Origin of the sequence: Streptomyces sp. NPDC020422 (genome assembly GCF_044386705.1) — a bacterium.
Classification (GTDB): Bacteria; Actinomycetota; Actinomycetes; order Streptomycetales; family Streptomycetaceae; genus Streptomyces.
This window is the reverse complement of sequence record NZ_JBIRVJ010000007.1, coordinates 309,011-322,882: the sequence shown is the minus strand read 5'-3', so window position 1 is coordinate 322,882 and position 13,872 is coordinate 309,011. Positions and strand designations below refer to the sequence as shown.

The following is a 13,872-nucleotide window of genomic DNA, read 5'->3' as shown; positions in this document are numbered from 1 at the left end:
GGGGCCCACGGCACGGCCCCGGGCGCGGCGGTGCGGCCCGGCACCGGGCGCGGCACGTCGGCTGAGGCTATCGGATGAACGGAAGCGCGAGTTCACCGAGGTTTCGCGGTGCGGACTCCCCCGGGCCCACTCGCGTCCCCGCGCGTGCGCCGCGTCCTGCGGAGATCATCATGGGTGATCGGCGGCCTGCCCCACAAACCGCCCGGGGTCCGACCGCGGCCCGGATCGGAGGCGATCTGAATAACCGCAGGTCAGAGCATATGACAACGGTGTTCAGTACCGTGTTGCACATACCCCCCACCCGTAGTTCACTTGCGAATCGGGGCACCGAGAACGACCGACCTGGAGGCCATCGCATGGGGGCTGGACACGACCACGGGCACAGTCACGGAGGGCCGCCGCCCACCGGCACCGCGGCCGCCGCCTATCGGGCCCGGCTGCGGATCGCACTCGGCATCACGCTCTCCGTGATGGTCGTCGAGATCGTGGGCGGGATCGTCTCCGACTCGCTCGCCCTGATCGCCGACGCGGCCCACATGGCGACCGACGCCCTCGGCCTCGGGATGGCGCTGCTCGCGATCCACTTCGCCAACCGGCCGCCGTCGGTCAACCGCACCTACGGCTACGCCAGGGCCGAGATCCTGGCCGCGCTCGCCAACTGTCTGCTGCTGCTGGGCGTCGGCGGCTACGTGCTGTACGAGGCGATCCAGCGGTTCATGGAGCCGGCCGACACCAAGGGCGGCCTGACCATCGTCTTCGCGGTGATCGGTCTGGTGGCCAACATCATCTCGCTGTCGCTGCTGATGCGCGGCCAGAAGGAGAGCCTCAACGTCCGCGGCGCCTACCTGGAGGTCCTCGCCGACGCCCTCGGCTCGGTGACGGTGCTGGTCGCGGCGGGCATCATCCTGGCCACCGGCTGGCAGTACGCGGACCCGATCGCCTCGATCGTGATCGGCCTGATGATCGTGCCGCGCACGGTGAAGCTGCTGCGGGAGACCCTCGACGTGCTCCTGGAGGCGGCCCCCAAGGGGGTGGACATGGCGGAGGTGCGGGCGCACATCCTGGCCCTGCCGGGCGTCGAGGACGTGCACGACCTGCACGCCTGGACCATCACCTCGGGCATGCCGGTGCTCTCGGCGCACGTGGTCGTGGGCCAGGACACCCTGGACGCGATCGGCCACGAGAAGATGCTGCACGACCTGCAGGGCTGCCTGGGCTCGCACTTCGACGTGGAGCACTGCACCTTCCAGCTGGAGCCGGCCGGCCACGCCGAACACGAGGCGAAGCTCTGCCTGTGACTGTTAGCCTGGTGCCGTCGAACGTGAGCAGGGAGAGGAGCTGAGGTTGATGACCGTCGCGATGGAGGCTGCCCGCAGCGGCAGCGCCCGGTCGTCCCTCAGCCTCCGGGTCTCCGGCTGACCTGACCTCACCGTCGGCCGGGACCCTCTTCATCCAAGGGTTTCCCACGTTGTCCGACAACACCAGCAAGCTCCACGACACCTCCGCGTCCTACGACGCCTTCTTCGCCCTGCACCACGGCCTGCCGCGGCAGGGCCCCGGCTCCGACGACACCACCCGCCGGCTCCTCGGCCTGGCCGGCCCGCTTCCCGAGCGCCCGCGCGTGCTCGACCTGGGCTGCGGCCCGGGCCGCTCCGCGCTGGTGCTCGCCGCGGAGGCGGGCGCCGAGGTGACCGCGGTCGACCTGCACGAGCCGTTCTTGGCCGAACTGCGCCGGGCGGCCGCCGAGCGCGGTCTCGACGAGCGCGTTCACACCCTGCGCGCCGACATGGGCGCGCTCGACGCCTTCCCCGACGCCTCCTTCGACCTGGTCTGGGCCGAGAGCTCGGCCTGGGTGATCGGCTTCGACCGGGCGCTCGCCGAGTGGCGCCGGCTGCTCGCCCCGGGCGGCACCCTCGTCCTCACCGAGTGCGTGTGGACCACCGAGCGGCCGGGCCCGGTGGCCCGCGCCTTCTGGGAGGAGCACTACCGGCTCCGTACCGTCGCCGGGAACGCGGCGGCGGCCGTCGGGGCCGGCTTCCACCTCCTGGGCACCGTCCTGCAGCCCGAGGGCGACTGGGAGGAGTACTACGGTCCGCTGGCCGCCCACGCCGACGCGGCCGACCTGTCGGTGCCGGGCATGGCCGAGGCGGTGGCCGGGGCCCGCGCCGAGATCGCGCTGCGCCGCGAGCACGGCGGCGAGTACGGATACGCCGGCTTCGCGCTGCGCGCCGCCGACCCGAGGTGGCGGACCCGGCCGGAGACCGCGGCCGACGTCCCCCGGGTACGGGAGATCAACGCGGCGGCCTTCCCCACCCCGGCGGAGGCGGGGCTCGTGGACGCCCTGCGCGCGGACCCGGACGCGTGGCTGCCGGGGCTGGGCTACGTCGCCGAGGCACCGGACGGCACGGTCGCCGCGTACGCGCTGATCACCCGCTGCCACGTGGACGGGGTCCCGGCCGCCGCCCTGGCGCCGGTCGCGGTGGCGCCCGGGTACCAGCGCACCGGCGCCGGGCAGGCCGTCGTCCGGGCGGTGCTCGACGCGGCACGGCTGCGCGGGGAGCGGCTCGTGCTGGTGCTCGGCCATCCGGAGTACTACCCGCGGTTCGGGTTCGTACGTGCGTCCGCATATGGAATCCGGCCGACCTTCGAGGTTCCGGACGAGGCGATGATGGCCCTCGACCTGGACGGTTCCGGCCCCGTGACCAGGGGCACGATCTCGTATCCGGCGGCTTTCGGGGTCTGACGCCCCGGCCGCTCCCGCCGCGCCGGTGTACTCCGGTGTGGTGGGAGCGGTCATGTCAGGCCGCCGAAGTACGGACAAGCCGCTTTTGTACGGCAGACTGAGGTGGCCCCGCGAGGGCGAGGACCGAAGCGAAGGATGGGTATGCCGACCACATCAGCCACCGTGGACCACAGCTCGTCGAACGGCGCGCAGCCGACCGCGGCCGACGCGTCGATCATGCTCGAACTGGTCGACGAGGACGGCGTCACGATCGGCACGGCGGAGAAGCTCGCCGCGCACCAGGCGCCGGGGCAGCTGCACCGCGCCTTCTCGGTCTTCCTCTTCGACGAGTCGGGCCGGCTGCTGCTCCAGCAGCGCGCGCTCGGCAAGTACCACTCCCCCGGCGTCTGGTCGAACACCTGCTGCGGCCACCCGTACCCGGGCGAGGCGCCGTTCGCGGCGGCCGCCCGGCGCACGTACGAGGAGCTGGGCGTCTCCCCCTCGCTGCTCGCCGAGGCGGGCACGGTCCGCTACAACCACCCGGACCCGGCATCGGGACTGGTGGAGCAGGAGTTCAACCACCTCTTCGTCGGTCTGGTGCAGGCCGGACTGCGGCCGGATCCGGAGGAGGTCGGTGAGACCGCCTTCGTGACCGCGGCCGAGCTGGCCGAGCGCCACGCGTCCGCGCCGTTCTCCGCCTGGTTCATGACGGTGCTCGACGCGGCGCGTCCGGCGATCAGGGAGCTGACGGGTCAGGCCGGGGGCTGGTGATCCCGGGGGGACCCGGTACGGCTTGCACGGCGTCGGGCAGCGCGCCCGGCGCCGTCATGCCGTGGGCCACCGGCCCCGTCGGCGCCTGGCCCGGCACGAACGGGTTCAGCGGCAGCGCCGCCCAGATGATCTTGCCGCCGCCCGCGGTGTGCTCCACGTCGCAGGCGCCGCCCGACTCCCGCGCGACCTCGCGCACCAGGAGCAGGCCGCGGCCGCCGGTCTGGCCCCAGTCGGCCTCCAGCGCCTTGGGGCGGTAGGGATGGTTGTCCTCGACGGACACCCGGATCCACTCCGCCCCGATCGCCACCTCCACCGCTATCTCCGGGGAGAGCAGCGCGGCGTGCTTGACCGCGTTGGTGACCAGCTCGGAAACGATGAGGAGCAACCCCTGGAGGGTGTCCTCGTGGACCGGTACGGCCTGCCGGGCCAGCAGATCGCGTACCGCGTGCCGTGCCTGCGGCACGGAGACGTCGACCGCGGGAGCGGTGAAGCGCCAGACCCCTTCGTAGGACGGTGGCCGGGCGGGGACGCTCCCGCGGCTCTCCATCATCCGGCTCCCGCCCTCGTGCTCGATTGTCGCCACGAGGTCGAGTCTTGGTAATCCATCGGCACCCACCGGGCTACTGACCAGAAGTCGACACCTATCGACCAGGTTCTGATCGGGTGAGTATGCCAACGTCAGTTGTTCGACCGGTCTTGTCCCTTCGCTGACGCCTTCCGCGCCGGCGCCCAGGGTGCGCCGATGTGACGATACTCCCGCCCGGATAGCATCCGGCGCATGGAGCCCCAGCTGACCGTCACCGTCGCCGACGAGGTCGCCACCGTCGTCATCGCCAACCCGGCCAAGCGCAACGCCATGACCGCCGGGATGTGGCGGGCGCTGCCGGAGCTGCTCGCCCCGCTCGCCACCGACCCGGCCGTCCGCGCGCTCGTCCTGACCGGCGCCGGCGAGACCTTCTGCGCCGGGGCCGACATCTCCACCCTGCGCGAGCCGGGCGACGAGCAGCAGGCGCTGGCGGTGCGGGCCGAGGAGGCGCTCGCCGCCTTCCCCAAGCCGACCCTGGCGGCCGTCCGCGGCTTCTGCGTGGGCGGCGGCAGCCAGCTCGCCGCCGCCTGCGACCTGCGCTTCGCCGAGGAGGGCGCCCGGTTCGGGGTCACCCCGGCGAAGCTGGGCATCGTCTACCCGTCCTCCTCCACCCGGCGGCTCGCCGCCCTGGTGGGCCCCTCGGCCGCCAAGCACCTGCTGTTCTCCGGCGAACTGGTCGACGCCGGGCGCGCGCTGCGCACCGGGCTCGTCGACGAGGTGCACCCGGCGGGCGAACTGGACAAGCGGGTCGCCGAGTTCACCCGCACCCTCGTCTCCCGCTCGCTGCTCACCCAGGCCGCGGCGAAGGAGTTCGCGAACGGGCGGACCGACCGGGACGCCCACTGGGCCGAGCAGGCGCGCGGCAGCGACGAGACCGCCGAGGGAGTCGCCGCCTTCCTGGAACGCCGCGCGCCGCGCTTCACCTACGGGCTCTGACGCCCAGGTGCTAGCCCTCCTGGACCAGGACCCTCTCGGACCGGCCGCGCCAGTGGGCGACGATCGAGGCCGGGGCCTTGTCCGGGGAGCCCGCGTCGTACGGCGGCTGCGGGTCGTACTCGGTGAGCAGCTGGACCGTCTGCGCGGCCGCGTCGCCGGCGATCCGGCCGAGCAGGTGCAGCGCCATGTCGATGCCGGAGGAGACGCCGGCGGCCGTGACGTACTTGCCGTCGAAGACCACCCGCTCGCCGGTGGGCTCGGCGCCGAACGGCCTCAGCTCCTCCAGGGCGAGCCAGTGGCTGGTGGCGCGGCGGCCCTCCAGGAGTCCCGCCGCGGCCAGGACCAGCGAGCCGGTGCAGACCGAGGTGGTCCAGGTGCTGGTGGCGTCGGCGGTGCGCAGCCAGGCGAGGAGCTCCGGGTCCTCCATGGCCGCCTGGGAGCCGGGGCCGCCGGGGACCAGGACGATGTCGGGGCGCGGCACCTCGGCGAGCGTCCGGTCGGCGACGAGCGCGAGGCTGTCCTGGTCGTTCCTGACCGGGCCCGCCTCCTTGGCGACGAAGACGGTCTCGGCTCCGGGCAGTCGGGCGAGCAGCTCGTAGGGGCCGACGGCGTCGAGGGAGGTGAAGCGGTCGTAGAGGACGACGGCGATCTGCATGGTGTTCCCTTTCGCGGGGCGGACTGCGGTGCGGTACGGGTCAGTCGACGGGTGCGCGGAAGCGGCGGCGGTACTCCGCCGGTGCGGTGGCCAGGGCCTTGAGGAAGGCCCGGCGCATGGCCTCGGGCGTGCCGTAGCCGGCCGCGCGGGATACCTCCTCGACCCCCTGGGTGGTGTCCTCCAGGAGCCGTCGGGCGTGTTCCAGGCGGACCCGGTCCACGTAGCGGCCCGGGGTCGTGCCGGTCTCGGCCTGGAAGGCGCGGGCGAAGTGACGGGGCGACAGCCGGGCCCGGGCGGCGAGCGCCTCGACCGACAGGTCCTGGTCGGGGTGCGTGGTGATCCAGTGCTGGAGTTCGCGCAGCGGCTCGCGCCGGGCGGTCTGGGCGGCCAGCTGGGCGCTGAACTGGGCCTGGTTGCCGGGCCTGCGCAGAAAGACGACCAGGTGGCGGGCGACGGTCAGGGCGACGTCCCGGCCCAGGTCCTCCTCGACGAGGGCGAGCGCGAGGTCGATGCCCGCGGTGACCCCGGCCGAGGTGGCGATCCGGCCGTCCCGTACGAAGATCGGGTCGGGGTCCACGAGCACGGCGGGGTGGCGGCGGGCGAGGTGCTCGCAGGCGATCCAGTGGGTGGTGGCCCGGCGCCCGTCGAGCAGGCCCGCCTCGGCGAGCAGCAGCGCCCCCGTGCACACGGAGACCAGGCGCTCGGGCCGCGGGCCGTGCGTGCGCAGCCAGTCGACCAGGGCCGGGTCCATGAGGCGGGTGCCCTCGCCACCGGGCACGAGGAGGGTGTGCGGGGGGCCGCCGGCGACGGCCTCGGCGAGGGTGGTGTCGGGCACCAGGCGCAGTCCGCTGTGGGTGCGGACCGGGCGCCCGTCGAGGGAGGCGGTGCGGACGGTGTAGGCCTCCGGGCCGCCGGCCGCCCGCGCGGCGCCCGCGAAGACCTCCATCGGCCCGGTGACGTCGAGGCTCTGCACGCCGTCGAAGAGGACGAAGAGGACAACGCGGCGGGGTCGCTGGGGCATGATCCCATCCTTGGGCGGGCCCGGGACGGCCGCAATGACGAAGATCCCACCTTTTCTGCCATCGCCGGTCGGCGCGGACGGGACCGGGGGCCCCGCGGTTCCCTCCGTACCGGCCGGTAGGTAACGTGCGCGGCATGACGAACCTGCCGCCCCTCGCGGGCCGCCGCTGCGCCCACCAGCTCAACCTGCTGCACGCGCCGCTGTTCTTCTCACCCGATCTGGACGTCGAGTTCAAGGAGCTCGGCATCGAGGACCCCAACGCCAGGCGTCTGGCCGCGCGCAGCGCCCCGCTCGGCGCCGTGGGCGCCGGAACCGTCGCCGCGACCTTCTACAACTACCACCACGACCTGCTCGCCCGGCACCTCCCGGCCGTCTGGGAGTCCGCCTCCCCCGCCGCCGTGCTCGACGCCCGGCTGCGGGTCATGGACACCACCCTGCGCCGGCTGCTCGGCGCGGAGGCCCTCGACTCGCCCGAGATGGCGGAGGCGGCCGAACTCGCCCTGCGCGCCACCGAGGGCTGCACCCGGCACGCCCGCCCGCTGTACTCCGGCAACGCCGACCTGCCCGTCCCCGACGCCCCGCACCTGCGCCTGTGGCACGCGACGACGCTGCTGCGCGAGCACCGCGGCGACGGACACCTGACGGCCCTGCTGGCCGCCGGGCTCGACCCCGTGGAGGCGCTCGTCAGCCACACCGCGACCGGCAGGGGCATGGCCCCGCGCTGGCTGCTCAGGACCCGCGGCTGGCAGCGCGCGGACTGGGACGCGGCCGTGGAACGCCTGCGCGGGCGCGGGCTGCTCGACGCCGAGGGCGAGCTGACGAGCGCGGGCACGGCCCTGCGCGAGGGCCTGGAGGAGGAGACGGACCGCCTGGACGCCGCCCCCTACGAGCTCCTGGGCGCGGACGGGGTGGCCCGGCTCACCGAGCTGACGAAGGGCTTCCTGGTGGCGGTGGTGGGCGCCGGCGCGTTCCCGGACGACCTGATGGGCAAGGCGTAGGACGCTCCGGAAGGCGGCGCCGGCCGCCCGGAGGGCGGCGCGCCGCTTTCCCGCACGCGGCCCAGGGGCGGGTCGGTTGCCGCGTGCGGGTGGGCGACCCGGCAGAATGCATCCGCAACCCAGAGGCACGAGAAGGCGGGTCGGACATCGTGACGACGTCCATCGAGGCAAGGATCGCCGAGGAGCTCGGCGTACGCGAGCGACAGGTGAAGGCGGCCGTCGAACTGCTGGACGGCGGTTCGACCGTGCCGTTCATCGCGCGCTACCGCAAGGAAGCGACCGATATGCTCGACGACGCGCAGCTGCGCACGCTGGAGGAGCGGCTGCGGTACCTGCGCGAGCTGGAGGACCGGCGCGGCGCCGTCCTCGACTCCGTACGGGAGCAGGGCAAGCTCACCCCCGAGCTCGAGGCGCAGATCCTCGCCGCCGACACCAAGGCACGGCTGGAGGACATCTATCTGCCGTTCAAGCCGAAGCGGCGGACGAAGGCGCAGATCGCCCGCGAGGCCGGTCTCGAACCGCTCGCGGAGGGGCTGCTCGGCGACCCGTCCGTGGAGCCGCTCGCCGCGGCCGCCGCGTTCGTGGACGCGGACAAGGGCGTCGCCGACCCGGCGGCGGCCCTGGAGGGCGCACGCGCGATCCTCGCCGAGCGCTTCTCGGAGGACGCCGACCTGATCGGCGAACTGCGCGAGCGGATGTGGAGCCGCGGCCGGCTCGTCGCCAAGGTGCGGGAGGGCAACGAGGAGGCGGGCGCCAAGTTCGCCGACTACTTCGACTTCGCCGAGCCGTTCACGGCGCTGCCCTCGCACCGGATCCTCGCGATGCTGCGCGGCGAGAAGGAGGACGTGCTCAGCCTGGAGCTGGAGCCCGAGGAGCCCGTCGAGGGCCCGACGGGCACCGCGTCCTCCTCGTACGAGCCCATCGTCGCCGCCCGCTTCGGCGTGGCCGACCGGGGCCGCCCCGGCGACAAGTGGCTCCTGGACACGGTCCGCTGGGCCTGGCGCACCCGCATCCTGGTGCACCTCGGCATCGACCTGCGGCTGCGGCTGCGCACGGCCGCCGAGGACGAGGCGGTCCGGGTCTTCGCGGCGAACCTGCGGGACCTGCTGCTCGCGGCGCCCGCCGGGACCCGGGCGACGCTGGGTCTCGACCCCGGTTTCCGCACCGGGGTGAAGGTGGCCGTGGTCGACGGGACCGGCAAGGTCGTCGCCACCGACACGATCTACCCGCACGTCCCGGCCAACAGGTGGGACGAGTCCCTCGCCAAGCTGGCCCGGCTGGCCAAGGAGCACGCGGTCGAGCTGGTCGCCATCGGCAACGGCACGGCGTCCCGCGAGACGGACAAGCTGGCGGGTGAACTCATCGCCAAGCACCCGGAGTTGGGACTCACCAAGGTGATGGTGTCGGAGGCCGGCGCGTCGGTGTACTCCGCGTCCGCCTTCGCCTCGCAGGAACTCCCGGGCCTGGACGTGTCGTTGCGCGGCGCCGTGTCCATCGCGCGCCGGCTCCAGGACCCGCTGGCCGAGCTGGTGAAGATCGACCCGAAGTCGATCGGCGTCGGCCAGTACCAGCACGACCTGTCCGAGGTGAAGCTCTCCCGCTCGCTGGACGCGGTCGTCGAGGACTGTGTGAACGGCGTCGGCGTCGACGTCAACACGGCCTCCGCGCCGCTGCTTTCGCGGGTCTCCGGGATCGGCGCGGGCCTCGCCGAGAACATCGTGGCCCACCGCGACGCCAACGGCCCCTTCCGCTCCCGGCGCGCCCTGAAGGACGTGCCGCGGCTCGGCCCCAAGGCGTACGAGCAGTGCGCGGGCTTCCTGCGCATCCGGGACGGCGACGACCCGCTGGACGCGTCGGCCGTGCACCCCGAGGCGTACCCGGTGGTGCGGCGGATGGTGAAGACGGCGGGCGGCGAGGTCGCCGCGCTGATCGGCAACACGAGCGTGCTGCGCTCGCTGCGGGCCGAGTCGTTCGTGGACGAGACCTTCGGTCTGCCCACCGTCAACGACATCCTGAAGGAGCTGGAGAAGCCGGGCCGCGACCCGCGACCCGCCTTCAAGACCGCCACCTTCAAGGAGGGCGTCGAGAAGATCGGCGACCTCGCCTCCGGGATGGTCCTTGAGGGCGTGGTCACCAACGTCGCCGCCTTCGGCGCCTTCGTCGACATCGGCGTCCACCAGGACGGCCTGGTCCATGTCTCCGCCATGTCGAAGAACTTCGTCAAGGACCCGCGGGACGTGGTGAAGCCGGGCGACGTGGTGCGGGTGAAGGTCCTGGACGTCGACATCCCGCGCAAGCGCATCTCGCTGACGCTGCGCCTCGACGACGAGGCGACGCCGGAACCCGCCGCGTCGTCCGGCCCCAAGCGGGACCGCGGCGAGCGCCGCGACCGGGGCGAGCGCGGAGGGCGACCGCCGCAGCAGCGCCGCGGCCAGTCCCAGGGCTCGGCTCCGGCCCCCTCCAACAGCGCGATGGCGGACGCCCTGCGCAAGGCGGGCCTGCTCAACGAGGGCGGCGACGGCCGGCGCGGCCGGCGCTGACGCACCGCCGGCGCGCGGGGCCCGGCGCTCCTCGGCGCCGGGCTCCGCGCGTGCCGCGCGCGGGGTCCAGGGGCCGTCGGGGCGACCCCGTCCTGCGGCGTTACCGCCTGGTGGGGACGCCACGGCGCCCCGGCGCCGCGGAACCGAACGCCGCGGAACCGGGCGCTGCCGCACATAGCACTGCGGCGCTACCGCTGCGGCGCTACGGCAGGAAGCGCAGGGCCCAGTCCGCCCGGTTCGCGACCGACAGGTCGTCGTCCTCCGTCAGCGGCTGGAGCAGGCGCTGGGCCGTCTTCGGGTCGGCCTGGACGAGGTCGACGATCTCGGCGGCCAGTCCGTCCTGGTCGTCGCCCAGGTCGACGGCGGAGGCGCGGACCAGGAGCGGGAGGCGCTCGGGACCGCCGAGGGCCGCGACGACGCCGCCGAGGAGTTCGCGCGCGTAGGAGTTGCGGTCCGCGACCGCGCGGTCGAGCTCGGACTCCAGACGCGGGAGCAGCCCGAGGTCGCCGCTCGCCGCGATGGCGTCGGCCAGGTCGATGGTCTCGTCGACGTCGGCCTCGAGGTCGTCGAGCATCGCGATCAGCCGGGTCACGCGGTCGTCGTCGGTCATGGTGCCTCCTGGAATGCGCCGTCCACGAGCACGGGGACCGTGGCCGACGCGTCGATCTCCGCGGCCACCTCCACGTCCTGCGGATAGCCGTACTCGTACAGTTCACGGCCCGAGTCGCAGCCCCGCAAGGCGGCGACCGGGTCCTCCGCGGCGTCCCACAGCGTGGCCGCCGCGGTCGCCTCGGGCGTCAGGGTGTGCGGCCCGGCCGCGCGCAGCGCGGCGAGCACCGCGCCCGCGCCCAGCTGGTCCTCCAGGGCGGGCCGGAGCGAGCCGTCGGGCCACCGCTCCCCCGAGGCGACGACGGCGAGCGGGCGCTCGGCGGTGCCGTAGCCGCGGGCGGCGAGCCAGTGGGCGACGGCGGTGCGGTTGCGCAGCGAGGCGGCGACCACGACGGCCTGCCCGGCCGCGGCCTCCACCGCGATCGTGGAGCCGTTCGGGGAGGGCAGCACCAGTCGGGCGGGCGCGGGGGCGGAGCGCAGCGCGGCCGGGGAGAGCGACCACGGGTGCGTCCCGGTCGTCTCGCGCCGCCCGACGGCGAGGGCGGCGTCCCGCTCGCGCGCGTAGGCGACGGCGGTCCCGTCCCGCCACCGGTACGGGTACACGGCGCTGCCGCCCTCGACCGCGACGCCGACGGTCGTGGTGAAGGACAGCACGTCCACGACGACCACACAGGCGGCGGCCGGGGCCAGGACCCGGGCCTCGACGGGGCCCCAGCCGAAGGAGACGCCCTGGCCGGCCGGCATCAGAGCTCGGTCACCTTGCCGTCCGCGACCTCGATCCGGCGGGTCGTGCGGACCGCGTCCAGCATCCGCCGGTCGTGGGTGACGAGGAGCAGCGTGCCGGTGTACGAGTCGAGGGCGGACTCCAGCTGCTCGATCGCCGGCAGGTCCAGGTGGTTGGTCGGCTCGTCCAGGACGAGCAGGTTGACCCCGCGGCCCTGGAGCAGGGCGAGGGCGGCGCGGGTGCGCTCGCCGGGCGAGAGGGTGGTGGCGGGCCGCAGCACGTGCTCGGCCTTGAGGCCGAACTTGGCGAGCAGGGTGCGGACGTCGGCGGGCTCGGTGTCGGGGACGGCCGCGCAGAAGGCCTCGAGCAGGGTCTCGGTGCCGTGGAACAGCTTGCGGGCCTGGTCGACCTCGCCGACCACGACGCCCGGGCCGAGGACCGAGTCGCCCGCGTCCAGCGGCAGCCGGCCGAGGAGGGCGGCGAGCAGGGTCGACTTGCCGGCCCCGTTGGCGCCGGTGATCGCGACGCGGTCGGCCCAGTCGATCTGGAGGGAGACCGGCCCGAAGGAGAAGTCGCCGCGGCGCACCTCGGCCTCGCGCATCGTGGCCACGACGGCGCCGGAGCGCGGGGCGGTCGCGATCTCCATGCGCAGCTCCCACTCCTTGCGGGGCTCGTCGACGACGTCGAGGCGTTCGATCATGCGCTGGGTCTGGCGGGCCTTCGCGGCCTGCTTCTCACTGGCCTCGCCGCGCAGCTTGCGCCCGATCTTGTCGTTGTCGGTGGCCTTGCGGCGGGCGTTGCGGACGCCCTTGTCCATCCAGTTGCGCTGCATGAGGGCGCGCCCCTCCAGGGCGGCCTTCTTGTCGGCGTACTCCTCGTAGTCCTCGCGGGCGTGCCGGCGGGCCGTCTCCCGCTCCTCCAGGTAGGCCTCGTAGCCACCGCCGTAGAGGGTGATCTGCTGCTGGGCGAGGTCGAGTTCGAGGACCTTGGTGACGGTGCGGGTGAGGAACTCGCGGTCGTGGCTGATGACGACGGTGCCGGCGCGCAGCCCCTGCACGAAGGCCTCCAGCCGTTCCAGGCCTTCGAGGTCGAGATCGTTGGTGGGCTCGTCGAGGAGGAAGACGTCGTAGCGGGACAGGAGCAGCGAGGCCAGGCCGGCGCGGGCGGCCTGGCCGCCGGAGAGCCCGGTCATCGGCTGGTCGAGACCGACGGTGAGGCCGAGGGCGGCGGCCACCTCCTCGGCCCGCTCGTCGAGGTCGGCGCCGCCGAGGTCGAGCCAGCGCTCCAGGCTGACGGCGTACGCGTCGTCGGCGCCGGGCGTCCCGTCGACCAGGCCCTGGGTGGCCTCGTCCATCGCGGCCTGCGCGGCGGCGACCCCGGTCCGGCGGGCCAGGAACGCGCGCACGGTCTCGCCCTCGCGCCGCTCCGGCTCCTGCGGGAGGTGCCCGACGGTGGCGGTCGGCGGCGAGAGGCGCAGCTCTCCGTCCTCGGGGGTGTCGAGGCCCGCGAGCAGCCGCAGCAGGGTGGACTTCCCGGCGCCGTTGACCCCGACGAGGCCGATGACGTCCCCGGGGGCGACGACGAGGTCGAGCCCGGAGAAGAGGGAGCGGTCGCCGTGGCCGGCGGCGAGGTTCTTGGCGACGAGGGTGGCAGTCATCAGGAGATGAATCCTAGGCGAGGGCGGGGGTGGCGTGGTGAGGGGCCGGGGCCGCGCCGGGCCGCCCCCGGTCGGGGCCGGTCAGAGCAGTCCGGCCAGCTTGTAGAGGGCCAGGGAACCGGCGACCGCGACGTTGAGGGAGGCTCCCGTGCCGGTCATGGGGATCTCGACGCACTCGTCCAGCAGGTCCAGGGCCTCGGGCGGGATGCCCGTCTGCTCGTGGCCGAGGACCATGACGGTCGGCTGCCGGGCGGCGGGCAGGTCGGCGAGGCGGACGGCCTCGTCGGCGAGCTCGACCCCGACGATCCGCAGGCCGCGCTCGCGCTGTCGGGCGAGCCAGCCCAGGGGGTCGCCGGTCCAGTGCGTGCACAGCGGTCTGCGCAAGGTGTTGCCGCGGGCGAGGGCCTCCGGCACCCAGGGGAAGCGGGGCACGGTCAGGCAGGCGCCGACCGCGTCGCAGGTACGGGCGAGGGTGCCGAGGTTCGCTCCGTGCAGCGGCCAGAGCGGGGCCGCGTAGAGGTGGTCCCAGCAGGCGTGCGCCCGGGGGCGCCGGGCGCGGCGCAGCTCCTTGGGCGTGCGGGTGCGGATGGCGGGCGGTGCGCCCTTCCGGCCGGTCATCGGCGCGGGAGGACGGACCTCCGGTTCTGCGTCGA

12 protein-coding genes and 1 pseudogene are annotated in these 13,872 nt (G+C 74.3%); 6 read left to right on the top strand and 7 right to left on the bottom strand.

Annotated features, from left to right (window positions below):
* Positions 1–356 precede the first annotated feature (356 nt).
* From ACH414_RS21075 to idi, 3 genes are all read left to right on the top strand, one after another.
* On the top strand, positions 357–1,298 hold the full coding sequence (locus tag ACH414_RS21075; RefSeq protein ID WP_382536638.1) for a cation diffusion facilitator family transporter: 942 nt from the start codon (positions 357–359) through the stop codon (positions 1,296–1,298).
* Positions 1,299–1,468: 170 nt separating this feature from the next.
* Positions 1,469–2,743 carry a GNAT family N-acetyltransferase gene (locus ACH414_RS21070; protein ID WP_386567499.1) on the top strand — a complete coding sequence of 425 codons (1,275 nt, stop codon included), beginning with the start codon at positions 1,469–1,471 and terminating at the stop codon, positions 2,741–2,743.
* Positions 2,744–2,884: 141 nt separating this feature from the next.
* The gene (gene idi / locus ACH414_RS21065) at positions 2,885–3,493 is read left to right on the top strand and encodes an isopentenyl-diphosphate Delta-isomerase (protein ID WP_382536644.1); all 609 of its coding nucleotides are present in this window, start codon (positions 2,885–2,887) and stop codon (positions 3,491–3,493) included.
* Positions 3,494–3,593: 100 nt separating this feature from the next.
* On the opposite strand, the pseudogene ACH414_RS21060 reads toward idi, so the two are convergent.
* Positions 3,594–4,040, bottom strand: a pseudogene (locus tag ACH414_RS21060) (ATP-binding protein); the annotation flags it as partial.
* Positions 4,041–4,271: 231 nt separating this feature from the next.
* Between ACH414_RS21060 and ACH414_RS21055 the strand changes: the two are divergent.
* Positions 4,272–5,015: an enoyl-CoA hydratase/isomerase family protein gene (locus ACH414_RS21055; RefSeq protein WP_382536647.1), complete on the top strand. Its 744-nt coding sequence runs from the start codon at positions 4,272–4,274 to the stop codon at positions 5,013–5,015.
* Positions 5,016–5,025: 10 nt separating this feature from the next.
* Here ACH414_RS21055 and ACH414_RS21050 read toward each other — a convergent pair whose 3' ends face one another.
* Both ACH414_RS21050 and ACH414_RS21045 read right to left on the bottom strand, forming a co-directional pair.
* Complete coding sequence (locus ACH414_RS21050; RefSeq protein ID WP_398942867.1) at positions 5,026–5,670, bottom strand: DJ-1/PfpI family protein; 645 nt, start codon at positions 5,668–5,670, stop codon at positions 5,026–5,028.
* Positions 5,671–5,710: 40 nt separating this feature from the next.
* Complete coding sequence (locus ACH414_RS21045) at positions 5,711–6,691, bottom strand: GlxA family transcriptional regulator (protein WP_382536653.1); 981 nt, start codon at positions 6,689–6,691, stop codon at positions 5,711–5,713.
* Between the two features lie 134 nt (positions 6,692–6,825).
* Here ACH414_RS21045 and ACH414_RS21040 point away from each other — a divergent pair, with 134 nt between their 5' ends.
* Complete coding sequence (locus ACH414_RS21040) at positions 6,826–7,689, top strand: hypothetical protein (RefSeq protein WP_382536656.1); 864 nt, start codon at positions 6,826–6,828, stop codon at positions 7,687–7,689.
* A 149-nt stretch (positions 7,690–7,838) separates the two neighbouring features.
* Positions 7,839–10,229: a Tex family protein gene (locus ACH414_RS21035; protein WP_398942864.1), complete on the top strand. Its 2,391-nt coding sequence runs from the start codon at positions 7,839–7,841 to the stop codon at positions 10,227–10,229.
* A 202-nt stretch (positions 10,230–10,431) separates the two neighbouring features.
* On the opposite strand, the gene ACH414_RS21030 is transcribed toward ACH414_RS21035, so the two are convergent.
* The 4 genes from ACH414_RS21030 to ACH414_RS21015 form a co-directional block, all read right to left on the bottom strand.
* Positions 10,432–10,839: a hypothetical protein gene (locus ACH414_RS21030; RefSeq protein WP_382536662.1), complete on the bottom strand. Its 408-nt coding sequence runs from the start codon at positions 10,837–10,839 to the stop codon at positions 10,432–10,434.
* Positions 10,836–11,582 carry a 2-phosphosulfolactate phosphatase gene (locus ACH414_RS21025; protein ID WP_382536664.1) on the bottom strand — a complete coding sequence of 249 codons (747 nt, stop codon included), beginning with the start codon at positions 11,580–11,582 and terminating at the stop codon, positions 10,836–10,838. Before ACH414_RS21025 ends, ACH414_RS21030 begins: the two co-directional genes overlap by 4 nt.
* A complete protein-coding gene (locus ACH414_RS21020; protein ID WP_382536667.1) occupies positions 11,582–13,219 on the bottom strand; it encodes an ABC-F family ATP-binding cassette domain-containing protein in 1,638 nt (545 codons plus the stop codon). Before ACH414_RS21020 ends, ACH414_RS21025 begins: the two co-directional genes overlap by 1 nt.
* Positions 13,220–13,300: 81 nt before the next feature.
* Positions 13,301–13,837 (bottom strand): TrmH family RNA methyltransferase, encoded by a 537-nt coding sequence (locus tag ACH414_RS21015; protein ID WP_382536670.1) that lies wholly within the window; start codon positions 13,835–13,837, stop codon positions 13,301–13,303.
* Positions 13,838–13,872 lie beyond the last annotated feature (35 nt).